The sequence below is a fragment of the Aggregatibacter sp. oral taxon 513 genome, from assembly GCF_018128305.1.
Lineage (GTDB): Bacteria > Pseudomonadota > Gammaproteobacteria > Enterobacterales > Pasteurellaceae > Aggregatibacter > Aggregatibacter segnis_A.
In genome coordinates this window covers 32,425-48,003 of record NZ_CP072381.1, presented here as the reverse complement: position 1 = coordinate 48,003, position 15,579 = coordinate 32,425, and the positions used below count along the sequence as shown (strand labels likewise).

The 15,579-nt window shown below is 45.4% G+C and carries 12 protein-coding genes and 3 tRNA genes; 11 read left to right on the top strand and 4 right to left on the bottom strand.

Translation table 11 applies throughout. From position 1 onward, the window contains the following. Positions 1-2 precede the first annotated feature (2 nt). The 4 genes from rep to J5A60_RS00225 all read left to right on the top strand — a co-directional run bounded on the left by rep (position 3) and on the right by J5A60_RS00225 (position 2,462). A complete protein-coding gene (gene rep, locus J5A60_RS00240; RefSeq protein ID WP_212510727.1) occupies positions 3-2,018 on the top strand; it encodes a DNA helicase Rep in 2,016 nt (671 codons plus the stop codon). A 125-nt stretch (positions 2,019-2,143) separates the two neighbouring features. Next, a tRNA-Ser gene (locus J5A60_RS00235) sits at positions 2,144-2,237 on the top strand. A 17-nt stretch (positions 2,238-2,254) separates the two neighbouring features. Continuing rightward, positions 2,255-2,331, top strand: a tRNA-Arg gene (locus J5A60_RS00230). A gap of 54 nt (positions 2,332-2,385) precedes the next feature. Then, positions 2,386-2,462: transfer RNA gene (locus tag J5A60_RS00225), tRNA-Arg, on the top strand. Positions 2,463-2,532: 70 nt separating this feature from the next. On the opposite strand, the gene J5A60_RS00220 is transcribed toward J5A60_RS00225, so the two are convergent. After that, entirely contained in the window at positions 2,533-2,913 is a 381-nt protein-coding gene (locus J5A60_RS00220) for a PRD domain-containing protein (RefSeq protein WP_212510193.1), read from the bottom strand. Positions 2,914-3,037: 124 nt separating this feature from the next. On the opposite strand from J5A60_RS00220, the gene J5A60_RS00215 reads away from it, so the two are divergent. From J5A60_RS00215 to purT, 4 genes are all read left to right on the top strand, one after another. Beyond that, the gene (locus J5A60_RS00215; protein WP_212510192.1) at positions 3,038-3,643 is read left to right on the top strand and encodes a beta-phosphoglucomutase family hydrolase; all 606 of its coding nucleotides are present in this window, start codon (positions 3,038-3,040) and stop codon (positions 3,641-3,643) included. Positions 3,644-3,709: 66 nt separating this feature from the next. Next, entirely contained in the window at positions 3,710-4,195 is a 486-nt protein-coding gene (locus tag J5A60_RS00210; protein ID WP_212510191.1) for a YqaA family protein, read from the top strand. A 214-nt stretch (positions 4,196-4,409) separates the two neighbouring features. Beyond that, positions 4,410-4,916: an S-ribosylhomocysteine lyase gene (luxS, locus tag J5A60_RS00205; RefSeq protein WP_212510190.1), complete on the top strand. Its 507-nt coding sequence runs from the start codon at positions 4,410-4,412 to the stop codon at positions 4,914-4,916. A 10-nt stretch (positions 4,917-4,926) separates the two neighbouring features. Then, positions 4,927-6,108 (top strand): formate-dependent phosphoribosylglycinamide formyltransferase, encoded by a 1,182-nt coding sequence (purT, locus tag J5A60_RS00200; protein WP_212510189.1) that lies wholly within the window; start codon positions 4,927-4,929, stop codon positions 6,106-6,108. A 71-nt stretch (positions 6,109-6,179) separates the two neighbouring features. Here the strand turns inward: purT and rluA are convergent, their stop codons facing one another. Both rluA and rapA read right to left on the bottom strand, forming a co-directional pair. Then, positions 6,180-6,839, bottom strand: coding sequence for a bifunctional tRNA pseudouridine(32) synthase/23S rRNA pseudouridine(746) synthase RluA (gene rluA / locus J5A60_RS00195; RefSeq protein ID WP_005715545.1), 660 nt, complete (start codon positions 6,837-6,839; stop codon positions 6,180-6,182). A gap of 2 nt (positions 6,840-6,841) precedes the next feature. Continuing rightward, entirely contained in the window at positions 6,842-9,700 is a 2,859-nt protein-coding gene (rapA, locus tag J5A60_RS00190; RefSeq protein ID WP_212510188.1) for an RNA polymerase-associated protein RapA, read from the bottom strand. 191 nt (positions 9,701-9,891) lie between these two features. On the opposite strand from rapA, the gene pnuC reads away from it, so the two are divergent. Next, on the top strand, positions 9,892-10,575 hold the full coding sequence (pnuC, locus tag J5A60_RS00185) for a nicotinamide riboside transporter PnuC (protein WP_032997720.1): 684 nt from the start codon (positions 9,892-9,894) through the stop codon (positions 10,573-10,575). A gap of 63 nt (positions 10,576-10,638) precedes the next feature. Here pnuC and J5A60_RS00180 read toward each other — a convergent pair whose 3' ends face one another. After that, complete coding sequence (locus J5A60_RS00180) at positions 10,639-11,346, bottom strand: tRNA1(Val) (adenine(37)-N6)-methyltransferase (RefSeq protein WP_005715539.1); 708 nt, start codon at positions 11,344-11,346, stop codon at positions 10,639-10,641. 89 nt (positions 11,347-11,435) lie between these two features. Here J5A60_RS00180 and srmB point away from each other — a divergent pair, with 89 nt between their 5' ends. Together srmB and mutS are read left to right on the top strand one after the other, a co-directional pair. Next, a complete protein-coding gene (gene srmB / locus J5A60_RS00175) occupies positions 11,436-12,764 on the top strand; it encodes an ATP-dependent RNA helicase SrmB (protein ID WP_212510187.1) in 1,329 nt (442 codons plus the stop codon). 21 nt (positions 12,765-12,785) lie between these two features. After that, complete coding sequence (gene mutS / locus J5A60_RS00170; RefSeq protein ID WP_212510186.1) at positions 12,786-15,401, top strand: DNA mismatch repair protein MutS; 2,616 nt, start codon at positions 12,786-12,788, stop codon at positions 15,399-15,401. Positions 15,402-15,579: the final 178 nt, after the last annotated feature.

The window sequence follows — 15,579 nt, the reverse complement described above, 5'->3', positions numbered from 1 at the left end:
CTATGAAACTCAATCCGCAACAACAACAAGCCGTGGAATATGTTTCCGGCCCTTGCCTCGTTTTAGCCGGTGCAGGCTCAGGAAAAACGCGCGTCATCATCAACAAAATTGCTCATCTCATTGGCAAGTGTGGCTATCTTCCAAAGCAAATCGCCGCCGTCACTTTCACCAACAAAGCCGCTCGCGAAATGAAAGAACGCGTGGCGCAGTCTATCGGTAAAGAATCCTCCAAAGGGCTAATTGTATCCACCTTTCACACTCTCGGGTTTGACATTATTAAACGCGAATACAAGCACTTAGGTTTTAAAGCGAACATGACGCTGTTTGATGAACATGATCAAATGGCGCTGTTAAAAGAGCTCACCGCTGATCTATTGCAGGAAGACAAAGAGTTACTACGCACGCTGATCAATCGCATTTCCAACTGGAAAAATGATCTATGTAGCCCGCAACAAGCAATGGCATTGGCGCGTGATAAGCAAGAACAAACCTTCGCTCATTGTTACGACCGCTATAACAAACAACTGCGTGCCTACAATGCATTGGATTTTGATGATTTGATTATGTTGCCGACCCTACTGTTCAAACAGAACGCCGAAGTGCGGTCAAAATGGCAGGAGAAAATTCGCTATCTGTTGGTAGATGAATACCAAGATACCAACACCAGTCAATATGAGTTGATTAAGTTGTTAGTGGGCGATCGTGCGCGTTTCACCGTAGTGGGTGACGATGATCAATCCATTTATTCTTGGCGTGGCGCACGACCACAGAATATGGTGCGATTACGCGATGATTTTCCGGTGTTACGGGTGATTAAACTGGAACAAAATTACCGTTCCAGCCAACGCATTTTGCATTGCGCCAATATCCTCATCGATAACAATGATCATGTTTTCGACAAAAAACTCTTTTCCAATTTAGGCGAAGGGGAAAAGTTACAAATTATTGAAGCAAAAAACGAAGAACATGAGGCGGAACGTGTCGTGGGCGAACTCATTGCTCACCGGTTTATCGCCAAAACCCATTATCGTGATTATGCTATTTTGTATCGTGGTAACCACCAATCGCGCTTGCTGGAAAAAATTCTGATGCAAAACCGCATTCCATACAAAATCTCCGGTGGCACATCCTTTTTCTCCCGCGCGGAAATTAAGGACATGATGGCGTATTTGCGTTTGGTGGTGAATCAAGATGATGATGCGGCATTTTTGCGCATTGTGAATACGCCAAAACGGGAAATCGGTACGGCAACCCTGGAAAAATTGGGTTCATTGGCACAAGAAAAACATGTCAGCTTATTTGAAGCGATTTTTGATTTTGAGCTAATTCAGAGGGTCACCCCGAAAGCCTATGATGCGTTGCAAAAATTCGCCCGTTGGATTGTGGAATTGAATGATGAAATACAACGTTCCGAACCTGAACGCGCTGTGCGCTCCATGCTTGCTTCGTTACATTATGAAGAATATTTATACGAATACGCCACCAGCCCCAAAGCCGCTGAAATGCAGAGTAAAAACGTGGCAACGCTGTTTGATTGGATTGCTGATATGCTCAAAGGCGATGAATTTAACGAGCCGATGAACCTCAATCAGATCGTTACCCGCTTAACCTTACGCGATATGTTAGAACGGGGCGAAGAGGAAGATGACAGCGATCAGGTACAATTAATGACGCTTCATGCCTCCAAAGGGCTAGAATTTCCGCATGTGTTTTTAATCGGCATGGAAGAAGGCATTTTGCCACACCAAACCAGTATTGACGAAGACAACGTGGAAGAAGAACGCCGTTTGGCGTATGTGGGCATTACGCGTGCGCAGCAGAATCTGTGGTTCTCGTTGTGCAAAGAACGACGCCAGTTCGGCGAATTGATTCGTCCGGAGCCAAGCCGATTCTTACTGGAGTTGCCGGAAAACGATTTGCAGTGGGAACGGGATAAACCGCCGTTAAGTGCCGAACAGCAACAAGCAAAAACACAAAGCCATATTGCCAATTTACGGGCGATTTTACGCGGGAAATAATCAGCGAAGGGGATACTTGAAGTTGTCGAGAAATCGCACAACTAACTTGATTTCAAGCACTTTTCGGAAAAAATAATTTGACTTATTGTCATAAACCCGTATTATACCGCCCACAAACCAATTGTGGTGAGATGGCCGAGTAGGCTGAAGGCGCTCCCCTGCTAAGGGAGTATGGGGTCAAAAACTCCATCGAGGGTTCGAATCCCTCTCTCACCGCCATTTGTTTAATTTGTCTCGCACCCGTAGCTCAGCTGGATAGAGTACTCGGCTACGAACCGAGCGGTCAGAGGTTCGAATCCTCTCGGGTGCGCCATTTTAAATCGACTCTATTGTTTAAAATGGTTTGAGCAAATTGAACACCAACTACGCACCCGTAGCTCAGCTGGATAGAGTACTCGGCTACGAACCGAGCGGTCAAAGGTTCGAATCCTTTCGGGTGCGCCATTTCACTTCTTTATAATCCCCAACTCATTTTCTAGAACAACCAAAAGTGCGGTCGTTTTTTCGTGTATTTTTAACGAAGCCGTTCTAACACCTGTGGTTGATCCAATACTAATCCGTACACGTTTGCCAAAAAATACGTTTGTTCTTCTTCGGGAATCGCCAACGGAATTACTTTCAATATCTTTTGGTGAATCTGCAAAACTTGCGGAAAAACCACCGCACTTTGAATTTCATCCAAAAAATCGGCATACAACGGCGAAGCTCGATGGCCACGTTGAATCCGCCCCAATGCACTAGCAATATGCACTAACATCATTTTTACCTGCTCGGTTTCAACATCCACCCGCCAATCTTGTTGCAAATGACAACGCACATTCAGCACGATTTGCACAATATGTTCGTCAATTAATTCTCGGACTTGAAATGCCCAAAGCCGTTGTTGAAGATCCATTCGCTCGCTCTCAAAAAAGTTGCCCAAGTATAACCGAATCGCGATGAATTAAACGGTGCATTGATCACAAAATTGTAGCAAAATAACTCCCCTCTCATTTTATTAAAGTAATTCGGAAAGCAACATGTTAGATAATGACGTAATAAATCAGTATGACGGTTTAATTTTTGATATGGACGGCACCGTCATTGACACCATGCCTAGCCATGCCAAAGCATGGGAAATGGTCGGGCAACATTATGGTTATCCGTTTGATGGCAACTTATTGTATGAAATGGGCGGCGCCCCAGTAAGAGCCATTGCGCTAGAAATGATGAAACGCTATGCCATGCCTTTAGATAAGTTAGAGGATGTCATTGAATTAAAAAGAGAATATGGCAAAAAACTAATTATGCAACACGCCACATTGCTGCCTGCCGCCAATATTGTTCGCGCATTTTATAATAAAAAGCCTTTGGCATTAGGCACAGGCTCTCACCGCCCGATTGCCAAAATTTTATTAGACAAATTTGATTTTGAGAAATATTTCTCCGCCATCGTGACTGCCGAAGATATTCAGAATCATAAACCGGCACCGGACACCTTTTTACGTTGTGCCGAACTGATTCAAGCCAAGCCACAACGTTGCTTAGTCTTTGAAGATGGCGATTTTGGCATTCAAGCCGGATTACGCGCCGGCATGGATGTGTTTGATGTGCGGGTCAACAAATTAATACGAGGTAATTCGTGATTATCGACGGGCAATCACAGCAGATCATGAAAATGACTTACGCACTTATTTTCCGCACATTTAATCATGTTTGATCTTTTTAGCTGGGATGGGTGGTTCGCCTTATTTGGCGAGCATCGATTGTGGATTATGTTCGCCAGTGCTTTTCTCAGCGCGACTGTCCTGCCCGGCAACTCCGAAATTATTTTTATCACTCTCATCACACCGCTTTTATGGGCGGGTACGCATTATCTTTCTGTGGATATTCAAAGCCTATTGTGGACTGCCGTTGCCGGAAACACGCTGGGAAGTCTGACCACCTATGCACTTGGGCGTTGGCTCCCTACTTTTAATACACCGCCACAAAATGCAAAACTCGCGTGGGTATTAGAAAAAACACGGCGCCACGGGAGTATGATGCTATTTTTTAGCTGGTTGCCAGTCGTCGGTGATGTGTTTTGTGCTGTGGCAGGCTGGTTGAGATTAAATTGGGTGGCGTGTCTGATTTTTATGACGCTGGGAAAAATAGTGCGGTACGTTTTTTTATTATTTTTGGGTGTTGCCGTTCTTTAAAGAACGCGATTTTACGGTAGAATGGCTAAAAAAATGCCTCTCACGAGGAGAGGCGAATAACCTAAGGAACCAATTTTATTAAAACAACTGCAAGTTGCTCGTTGTCTATGACAGCAGTATAGTGAAAAAAGTTCGTAAATAATTTAAAAAATCTCAAAAAAACGTTCAATTGATTATTTTATAAACAAAAACAACTCCATTTGAGGAAAAAGAAATGCCATTACTTGATAGTTTTAAAGTCGATCACACTCGTATGAATGCCCCTGCAGTGCGAATCGCCAAAATAATGCAAACTCCAAAAGGAGATAACATCACTGTTTTTGATTTGCGTTTTACCATTCCAAATAAGGAAAATTTGCCACCGAAGGGCATTCACACACTAGAACATTTATTTGCCGGCTTTATGCGTGAGCATCTCAATAGTCAAGATGTTGAAATTATTGATATTTCCCCGATGGGTTGCCGCACCGGCTTTTATATGTCCTTAATCGGAACCCCAAATGAGACTCAAGTTGCACAAGCCTGGGCAGACTCCATGCAGGATATTCTCAATGTGAAAAATCAACGTGAAATTCCTGAACTGAATGAATATCAATGCGGAACATACACCGAACATTCTTTGGACGAAGCACATCAAATTGCGCAAAATGTATTAGCACGCGGTATCGGTGTGAATAAAAACGAAGATTTAACCTTAGACGAAAGCCTACTCAAACAATAAGGAGCCCCCCATGACCACAATAGGCACGCCATTAACCCCAAAAGCACTGAAAGTAATGATGCTTGGTGCGGGGGAATTGGGCAAAGAAGTTGTCATTGAATTACAACGTTTAGGTGTTGAGGTGATTGCGGTAGATCGCTATGAAAACGCCCCTGCACAACAAGTGGCACACCGTGCTTACACCATTTCTATGTTGGATGGCGTGGCATTACGCGCCGTTGTGGAAAAGGAACGTCCTGATTTTATCGTGCCGGAAGTGGAAGCTATCGCCACCGATACTTTACTTGAACTGGAACAAGAAGGTTTCACCGTTATCCCGACCGCCAAAGCCACGAAGCTGACCATGAACCGCGAAGGCATTCGTCGTTTAGCCTCGGAAGAATTGGGCTTGCCAACCTCACCTTATGAATTCGTAGATAACTTTGACGACTTCAAAAGTGCGGTCGAAAAAATCGGTGTTCCGTGTGTGGTCAAACCGATTATGTCCTCTTCCGGTCATGGGCAAAGCGTTATTCGCACCCTCGATCAAATCCAATCCGCATGGGATTACGCCCAAGAAGGCGGACGTGCCGGCGCAGGACGTGTCATTGTGGAAGGGTTCATCAAATTTGATTACGAAATTACCCAGCTCACGGTGCGCCATGTGAATGGCACCTCATTCCTTGCCCCTATCGGGCACATTCAAGTGGATGGCGATTACCGTGAATCTTGGCAACCTCAAGCCATGTCAAAAACCGCATTGAAAAAAGCGCAAGAAATTGCAGAGAAAATCACCGGAGCATTAGGCGGTCGTGGGATTTTCGGGGTAGAAATGTTCGTGCGTGGCGATGATGTGATTTTTAACGAGGTTTCCCCTCGCCCGCACGATACCGGTATGGTGACCATGATCTCACAAGAGTTATCACAGTTCGCCTTGCACGCTCGTGCCATTTTAGGATTGCCGATTCCAAGCATCGATTTCATCAGCCCGTCCGCCTCTAAAGCCATTGTGGTAGAAGGCAAATCCAACCAAGTACAATTTGCCAACGTAGAGCAGGTACTTGCCGAACCGCAAACCAACTTACGCATTTTTGGTAAAGGTGAAGTGAATGGCCATCGTCGTTTAGGGGTGATTTTGGCGCGCGATATTAGTGTTGAAAAAGCCTTAGAAAAAGCCCGTCGTGCTTATGATAAATTAGAGGTGATTTTATAAGTTCAGCTTATCGTTGAATCACAGTTAAAGTGCGGTGAAAAAATATCTTATTTTTTCACCGCACTTTTTTATTAAAAACCGACCGGCGCGGTGAATCCCATCGTTTCTCCGGTAATCGGATGTTGAATCTGCAGGCTTTCCGCGTGCAAGCAGAGACGAGGCGATAACGCTTTGGCTTGTGGATGTGCGTAGAATTTATCACCTAAAATCGGATGCCCAAGTGCCAGCATGTGTAGGCGTAATTGATGGGAACGCCCTGTAATCGGCGTAAGCTTTATGCGTGTCGTATTATTGGGATAACGTTGTAAAACATCGTAAAAAGTGACCGCTCTTTTGCCTCGTTCAAAGCAAATTTTTTGCCGTGGGCGATTTTCCCAATCACAAATGAGTGGCAATTCCACCACACCATGATCTTGCTCGACATGCCCCCAAACCAGAGCTTGATAATATTTTTTCGGTTCGCGTTCACGAAATTGGCGTTTTAACTCGCGATCTGCCGCTTTGCTCAAAGCAAACAACAAAATGCCGCTGGTGGCCATGTCAAGGCGATGCGCCGGTTCACAAAAACCGTACTTTTCTTTCACCCGCGACATTGCGCTGTCGTAATATTGCGGCTGATTGCCCGGTACGGAAAGCAGTCCACTTGGCTTGTTCACCACCGCAATATAATCATCGCGATACACCAAATCCAGCCAAGGTTCCTGCGGCGGATTATATTCAATCAGGGCCATGTTTATTCCTTATTGCTCACAATCACACGCAAGCAATCTAAACGCCAGGTTGCCTGTTGTAACAGCTGTAAAATTTGGGTGCGTTGACGTTCTAACGTGTGAATTTCATCGGCGCGAATGTTTTTATTCACTTTTTGTAACGCGATTAATCGGTTGAGTTCTGCATCCAATTGCTGCTCGGCTTCTTGCTGTGCGGCATTGATAATTTGCTCACTTTGTGCCACCACCAAACGCTCCCCTTGGGCAATCAACCCTTCAATGCTCGGACGCAACATTTTCACAATTTTATTCGCCACATTGCGTTCCATCGGCTTCAATTTGCGTTGTAATGTGTCAAATGCCACCTGCGACGCCAAATCATTACCGCGATTATCCAGCAACAGACGAATCGGTGTTGGCGGTAAGAAGCGGGTTAATTGTAACCCTTGTGGCGCTTGACTTTCCACCACATAAACCAACTCCAGTAACAGCGTGCCTGATGGCAGATTTTTATTCACCAACAACGCCACGGTGCTTTTGCCAATGTCGCCAGAAGTGATTAAATCAATGCCGTGGTAAATCATCGGATGATCCCAAGTGAGGAACTCCAACTCCTCGCGTGCCAACGCCAGTTGACGGTCAAAAGTGACCGTGACACCTTCCTCTTTCAAGCCCGGGAAATCGGGCATAAGCATCGTTCCTGTGGGCGTGATGACGATAGATTGCTCACCTAAATCTTCCTGTTCCACACCGATGACATCAAACAGATTCAAGGCAAAATTGACTAACTCCTGACTACCATCTTGCTCGGCAATGTCTTGTGCCAGCTGCTTCGCCGCCTCGCCACCGTTAGAGTTAAGCTCCAACAACAAATCACGCCCTTGTTCCAACAGCTGCTTCAGGCGTAACCGTTCCTCTTGAGTACGCTCAATTAAGCCCTGACGAGCGTCAAGTGCGGTCGGATTCTTCAATGTTTTTTGCAATACTTCGGCAAACTGTTCGAACAATAAGGCGCCCATCGGACAGGTTTCATTGAAAGCATTCAAGCCTAAATGATACCAGTCAGCCAGCACCGCTTGCGCACTGTCGGCAAAATACGGCTGATAAATTTGAATTTCTCGCGTTTGTCCAATGCGATCCAAACGCCCGATGCACTGCTCTAACAAATCGGGATTTTCCGGCAAATTAAACAGCACCAAATGACAGGCAAATTGGAAGTTTCGCCCCTCAGAGCCGATCCCGGAACTGAGTAGCACCTGTGCACCATTTTCTTGTTGGGTAAAATACGCCGCCGCACGATCGCGTTCCACAATAGACATTTTTTCGTGGAATACCGCACTACGAATGCCTTCTTTTTCACGCAGAATTTGTTCCAGCTGAATTGCCGTATCTGCATAACGACAAATCACCAACACTTTTTCCTGTCGATGTTGTTTTAAAAAATCGATGAGCCATTGCACACGTGGGTCAAATTCCCACCACGCCATATTGGCGTTAAGTTCTCGCAGAAAATGTTCAGGATAAAGCGCGCATTGCAACGGATTTTCACCAAAGGCAAGGAGCGTTTTCACTGCATTTTCATATTGCTTCGGCTGAGATAAGGCAATGGGGTGATACACCCTTTTCGGGAAGCCTTGTACACTTTGACGGGTATTGCGGAACAATAAACGCCCGGTGCCGTGGCGGTCGATAAGCTGTTGAATTAACTTCGCCTTATTGCCGGTTTCAAAATTAATCGACTTAGCCAACAACAAGGAAATCGTGCGCTTTTCATCCACATTTAATGGGCGATTATCCAGTAATGCCTGTGTGGCTTCAGCAATCGGCTGGTAATTTTGCTGTTCCTTTAAAAAAGCCTGATAGTCATGGAAACGATGTGGGTCCAATAAATTCAAACGGGCAAAATGACTTTGCTGACCAAGCTGCTCCGGTGTGGCGGTGAGTAACAACACGGCCGGAATCTGTTGTGTCAGTTGTTGCACTAACTGATATTCCAAACTTGGATTGACTTCGTCATACACCAAATGATGCACTTCATCGACAATAAGCATATCAAAACCGGCCGCCAAAATTTGTTGTACCCGTTTTGGCGTTTGCACCAACCAATCCAAGGCACAAATAATCATGGATTCGGTGGTAAACGGATTCACTTCTTCTTGCTCTTCTGTCGCGGCAAAATCCGCGCAACGTTCTTCATCAAACAGCGAAAAGTGCAAATTAAAACGACGCAACATTTCGACCAACCATTGATGTTGCAACGTTTCCGGCACAATAACCAGCACGCGGCGTACCTTTTCGGCAAATAATTGCTGCTGCAAAATCATGCCGGCTTCAATGGTTTTACCTAAACCCACTTCATCGGCCAACAACACGCGTGGTGCAATACGCCGCCCGGCTTCTTTCGCAATGTGTAATTGATGAGGAATCAGCCCAGCGCGGATACCGCGTAAGCCCCGCAAGGGCGATTGAAATTGCGCTTTTTGGTATTGCAAAGCTTGGTAACGCAACACGAAATGGTCGTTACGATCAATCTGTGCGGAAAACAGGCGTTCTTGCGGTCGGCAAAAAGAAATGCGATGAGCCAACTCCATTTCACTGACGACACGGTCTTCCTTGCCCTCTTGTTGTACCAAATAGAACAGCAAGCCATTATTTTCCGCCACATTGAGCACTTCGCCATGCCAACTTTCTACATGTTGAATCAAATCACCGATACGAAATTGCACACGATTTAACGGCGCGTTTTTCACCGCATAAATACGTTGTTCTTGTGCGGCAGGGAAATCAATTGTCACTTGCCGAACATCCACGGCACGAATGACTCCTAAGCCTAAATTATTTTCCGTTTCACTGATCCAACGCTGCCCAACCGCAAAAGTCATGATGTTCTCTCTATTGATAAAAAGGCGCTATTTTAGCCCTGTTACGCTGAAAAAGAAATGACACGATGCCATTCATGTTTAACGTGATGACATCTTTTTTGTGATCAGCAACACAAAAACGTAGCAAATCCTTTACATTCTAAAAAATACTTCCTAAGATGACCGCACTTTATCCCATTTGTGAGGTGACTATGAATCTACAACCGTATTTACATCAAATAAAACAAGAACTTTTTTCCGACTGGAAACCTTTTGAAGTGTTTTGGCTATTTCTCTTTATTGCCGCACAAATTGTTGCTTTTGTCTTAGATCCACAATCGCCGCTTGCCATGATTTCCGGTATTACAGGCGTGATTTGCGTGGTGTTTGTCAGTAAAGGGAAAATCAGTAATTATCTGTTCGGACTGATTTTTGCCTACACTTACTTCTATGTAGCATGGGGTGAGAATTTCATCGGCGAAATGAATACCGTCTTGTATGTTTATATTCCAGCGCAATTTATCGGTTATTTCATGTGGAAAACCCATATGCAACAAGAAAAGAGCGGTGGAGAAAGCGTAATTGCCAAATCGTTGACGTTACAAGGCTGGCTCATCCTTGCCACCACAGTGATTGTCGGTACGTTATTGTTCGTGCAAGCCCTTAATGCGGCAGGCGGCAGCTCCACAGGATTAGACGGTTTAACTACCGTAATTACTGTTTCAGCCCAATTATTGATGATTTTACGCTACCGTGAACAATGGCTTTTATGGATTTTGTTAAATATCCTTTCCATTGCCTTATGGGCGGAAACCCCGGCCATGTATTTAATGTATAGTGCCTATTTACTGAACTCGTTATACGGTTATTACAACTGGACGAAATTAATGAAATAGGCCTAAGAAACAAAGAAAAACACCGCACTTTTAAAGAAAGTGCGGTGTTTTTTTATGGTGTTTTTAGAAGTTCAAATAAAAATCCTGCGTCAATGCAACAAAATCGGCGTGATATTGATTCTGGGTGTCGTAGATAATCAACTCGTCATATAGCAATGTTTGTGGTTGTGTGGCAAAGGTCAACAACATACGTTGTGGCGCTTTGCCTTGCTTAGTAATGACATCGCAACGCACAACACAATAAAGTGCGGTGCTTTTTAGCAAAGTTTCTCCTGCGTCAAAAGGTAACACAAAACTGATTTTTCCCTTGGGTGCCAAGCAAGCAGCAGCGGTCTCTAACCAATGTAAATGACTTTGTGCGGCAAAATAACGGGCTGTATTCCGCTCCTCATTACGACAATCTACCCCCGTTTGAAAATAGGGCGGATTGGCGACAATCAAGTCGAAGCGCTCTGCTGTTTGAGTACAAAAACTATCTATATCCTGCTGATACACCTGAATTTTATTCTTCCACGGTGAAATTAATACATTTTCACAGGCTTGTTGTGCCGCCGCGTGATCAATTTCCACGGCACAAATTCGGCTTTCGGCAGAACTGCGTTGAGCCAACATTAAGGCGATTAAGCCGCTGCCGCTACCTAAATCCAATATCTGGTTTGCCTGCGTCACATCCGCCCACGCGCCCAATAAAATACCGTCCGTCCCCACTTTCATGGCACACCGCTCGTGATTGACCTGAAATTGTTTAAAACGAAAACCCGTCTTACTCATCGAAAAACACCGTCAAAAAGGACCGCACTTTAACGGTAAAGTGCGGTATAATTCGGCGCAATTTTAATGCTAATGAACAACAAATACCAATGACAAACCTCACTCAATTTGCAGATTTTGATCTCGCGCCTGAATTACTCAACGCCCTCCAGAAAAAAGGCTACCAACGTCCTACCGCCATCCAACAGGAAACCATTCCTGCCGCGATGGAGGGCTTTGATGTCCTCGGGTCGGCACCGACCGGCACTGGAAAAACCGCCGCGTTTTTGCTACCGGCGATTCAACATTTGTTGGATTATCCACGCCGTAAACCGGGCGCGCCGCGTGTGTTGATTCTTACACCAACCCGTGAACTTGCCATGCAGGTAGCGGAACAGGCGGAAGAACTTGCCTGCTTTACCAAACTCAGCATTGCGACCATCACCGGTGGTGTGGCGTATCAAAATCACGGCGAGATTTTCAATAAAAATCAAGACATTGTTGTGGCGACCCCGGGGCGTTTGTTGCAATACATTAAAGAAGAAAATTTTGATTGCCGCGCGGTAGAAATTCTGATTTTTGACGAAGCGGACAGAATGTTGCAAATGGGCTTTGGGCAAGATGCGGAGAAAATCTCGGCAGAAACCCGTTGGCGTAAGCAAACGTTGTTATTCTCGGCGACCCTTGAAGGGGATTTATTGGAAGATTTTGCCGACCGCACGTTAAACAAGCCGGTGAAAATTGATGCAGAACCGAGCCGACGTGAGCGGAAGAAAATTCAGCAGTGGTATTATCACGCCGACAGTAATGAGCATAAATTCAAATTATTAGCGCGTTTCATTGAGCAAGAGCAAGTGAGCAAAGGCATTGTATTCGTACGCCGTCGGGAAGATGTACGCGAACTGGCGGAAAATTTGCGCAAACGCGGTATTCGCAGCACCTATCTGGAAGGTGAAATGGCGCAAACCCAACGCAATAATGCCATCGATAAACTGAAAAACGGCGTGGTGACGGTGTTGGTCTCCACGGATGTCTCCGCACGCGGTATCGATATTGATGATGTTAGCCACATTATGAATTTTGATTTACCGTACAGCGCCGATACTTATTTGCACCGCATCGGGCGTACCGCGCGTGCCGGCAAAAAAGGCACCGCCGTGTCTTTCGTGGAAGCGCACGATTATCGTCTACTGGGCAAAATTAAGCGTTATACCCAAGAAATTCTGAAAGCCCGTGTGATTGAAGGTTTGGAACCGCGCACCAAAGCGCCGAAAGACGGTGAAATCAAAACCGTCAGCAAAAAACAAAAAGCGAAGAAATTAGAAAAACGCGAAGCGCAAAAGAAAGCGGATAAAAAAACCAAACAACGTCATCAAGATCGTAAAAATATCGGCAAACGCCGTAAACCAAGTGCCGCTACAACGGAAACCGCCCAATAATCGCCGGAATAAGATAACAACATGATGTCAAAAGAAAATTTCGAACAGCATACGCCGATGATGAAACAATATCTGCAACTCAAAGCGGAGAATCCGGATATTTTGTTGTTTTATCGCATGGGCGATTTTTACGAGCTGTTTTATGACGATGCGAAACGTGCCTCCGCACTGTTGGATATTTCGCTGACTAAACGTGGACAATCTGCAGGGCAGCCGATTCCCATGGCAGGTGTGCCTTATCACGCGGTGGAAGGCTATTTAGCGAAGTTGGTGCAGTTAGGGGAGTCCGTCGCCATTTGCGAACAAATCGGTGATCCGAATACGGCGAAAGGCCCCGTTGAGCGCCAAATTGTGCGCATTGTCACGCCGGGCACGGTGAGTGATGAGGCGCTGTTACCGGAACGGCAAGACAACCTCATTGCCGCGGTGTATCAGGAAAAAGATCATTTTGGTTTGGCGACATTAGACATGACGTCCGGTCGTTTTCAGCTATGCGAACCGCAATCCAAAGCGGATTTGCAAACGGAATTGCAACGCATCTCGCCGGTAGAATTGCTTTATTGCGAAGATTTTGCCGATTTTCAGCTCATTGAACACGCTAAAGGTTTGCGCCGTCGCCCTATTTGGGAATTCGAGCTAAAAACCGCCATTCAACAGCTTTGCCATCAATTTAATACCAAAGACTTGTGCGGATTCGGTGTGGAAAAAGCGATTCTGGGATTATGTGCGGCCGGTTGTTTATTGCAATACGCACGCGAAACGCAACGCACCGCCTTGCCGCATATTCAAAGCATTCATCTCATTCAACACAGCGAAAATATTCAGTTGGACGCCGCAACCCGTCGCAATCTGGAGCTCACTCAAAATCTGGCGGGCGGTACGGAAAACACGTTGGCAGCCGTATTAGACAAATGTGTGACCCCAATGGGCAGTCGCTTGCTCAAACGTTGGATTCATCAGCCGATTTGCGATGTGACAAAACTCACGCAACGCCAACAAGCCATTGGTGCGATTTTAGAACAAGATTTAGTGGCGGATTTACAACCTTATTTGCAACAAGTGGGTGACATGGAGCGCATTTTAGCGCGCGTGGCGTTACGCACCGCCCGTCCGCGTGATTTAACCCGCTTGCGTACCGCGCTGGAACAAATTCCTCATATAAAAAATTGTCTGTCGGAAAAAGCATCGGAAAAAAATCCGTTGGATTTTGTGACCGCACTTTATCAGCAGCTAGGTGATTTTTCGGCACAATTTGACCTTTTACAACGGGCGATTATTGATAGTCCACCGGTGCTAATTCGTGATGGTGGTGTCATTGCGGCAGGCTATAACGCCGAATTGGATGAATGGCGTGAATTAGCCGACGGTGCCACCCGTTATTTGGAAGATCTGGAACAGCGGGAACGGGAAAACACCGGCATTGATACCTTAAAAATAGGCTTCAATGCGGTGCACGGTTATTACATTCAAATTAGCCAGGGGCAAGCCCATAAGGCGCCGATTCATTATGTACGTCGTCAAACCTTAAAAAATGCCGAACGTTATATCATTCCTGAGCTAAAAACCTATGAAGATAAGGTGTTGAAAGCGAAAGGCGCTTCTTTGGCGCTGGAAAAACAGTTATACGATGAAATTTTCGACCAATTATTACCGCACTTAGGTGACTTACAGCTCGCCGGTTTGACATTAGCCGAATTGGATGTGCTCACCAATTTAGCGGAGCGGGCGGAAAGCCTGAATTATGTGGCGCCGACCTTCTCGGAGCAAACGGGCATTCATATTCAAAATGGCCGTCACCCCGTGGTGGAACAAGTGTTGAAGGAACCGTTTATTGCCAACCCAACAGTGCTTACGGAACAGCAACATTTTCTCATTATCACCGGCCCGAATATGGGCGGTAAAAGTACCTATATGCGCCAAACAGCACTGATTACCTTAATGGCATACATGGGCAGTTTCGTGCCGGCAGACAGTGCCATAATTGGCCCTGTTGATCGCATTTTTACCCGCATTGGAGCCTCTGATGATCTCGCTTCCGGACGTTCAACCTTCATGGTGGAAATGACGGAAATAGCGAATATTCTGCATCAAGCGACAGACAAAAGTTTGGTGTTGATTGATGAAATTGGCCGTGGAACCTCCACTTACGACGGTTTGTCCCTTGCCTGGGCTTGTGCTGAGTGGTTGGCGAAGAAAATTCGTTCTTTAACCTTATTCGCCACCCACTATTTTGAGCTCACCGTACTGCCGGAACAGGTACAAGGCATAGGTAATATTCATTTAGATGCCATTGAGCATAATGATACCATCGCTTTCATGCATGCCGTGCAGAAAGGTGCTGCCAGCAAAAGCTATGGTCTTGCCGTCGCTGCCTTGGCAGGTGTGCCACAACAAGTCATCAAGCTCGCCAAACAAAAACTGGCGCAATTAGAAAAACTGTCACAGCAAAATGCCAATCAACAGATTCAGGATCTACGTTTATTAAATCAACGCCAAGGTGAATTAGCATTTGATCAGGCAGAAGATGAAAATAAGGATATGTTATTGAATATGTTACAAGAATTAGATCCAGATGAATTAAGTCCAAAACAGGCATTGGCCTATTTGTATCAGTTAAAGAAAATGATAAAGCAATAAAAATAGAAAAAAATAAAACCGCACTTTAGATAAAAATCTCAGTGCGGTTTTTCTTATGGTTTATCTCAGCCATTTATAGTTTATTGTCAGTTTTCTTCTATTCTTTTTTAATACGACTAAATTCCTATGCTGTAAAAAGCAAAAACCCCCGATGCTCACACATCAGGGGTTCGTATCA

Bases quoted from the DNA above. Each gene is read 5' to 3' on its own strand.
- J5A60_RS00210 (WP_212510191.1), top strand. From the start codon at position 3,710: ATGTTTGATCTTTTTAGCTGGGATGGGTGGTTCGCCTTATTTGGCGAG.
- luxS (WP_212510190.1), top strand. From the start codon at position 4,410: ATGCCATTACTTGATAGTTTTAAAGTCGATCACACTCGTATGAATGCC.
- rep (WP_212510727.1), top strand. From the start codon at position 3: ATGAAACTCAATCCGCAACAACAACAAGCCGTGGAATATGTTTCCGGC.
- J5A60_RS00180 (WP_005715539.1), bottom strand. From the start codon at position 11,346: ATGAGTAAGACGGGTTTTCGTTTTAAACAATTTCAGGTCAATCACGAG.
- purT (WP_212510189.1), top strand. From the start codon at position 4,927: ATGACCACAATAGGCACGCCATTAACCCCAAAAGCACTGAAAGTAATG.
- mutS (WP_212510186.1), top strand. From the start codon at position 12,786: ATGATGTCAAAAGAAAATTTCGAACAGCATACGCCGATGATGAAACAA.
- pnuC (WP_032997720.1), top strand. From the start codon at position 9,892: ATGAATCTACAACCGTATTTACATCAAATAAAACAAGAACTTTTTTCC.
- rapA (WP_212510188.1), bottom strand. From the start codon at position 9,700: ATGACTTTTGCGGTTGGGCAGCGTTGGATCAGTGAAACGGAAAATAAT.
- rluA (WP_005715545.1), bottom strand. From the start codon at position 6,839: ATGGCCCTGATTGAATATAATCCGCCGCAGGAACCTTGGCTGGATTTG.
- J5A60_RS00215 (WP_212510192.1), top strand. From the start codon at position 3,038: ATGTTAGATAATGACGTAATAAATCAGTATGACGGTTTAATTTTTGAT.
- J5A60_RS00220 (WP_212510193.1), bottom strand. From the start codon at position 2,913: ATGGATCTTCAACAACGGCTTTGGGCATTTCAAGTCCGAGAATTAATT.
- srmB (WP_212510187.1), top strand. From the start codon at position 11,436: ATGACAAACCTCACTCAATTTGCAGATTTTGATCTCGCGCCTGAATTA.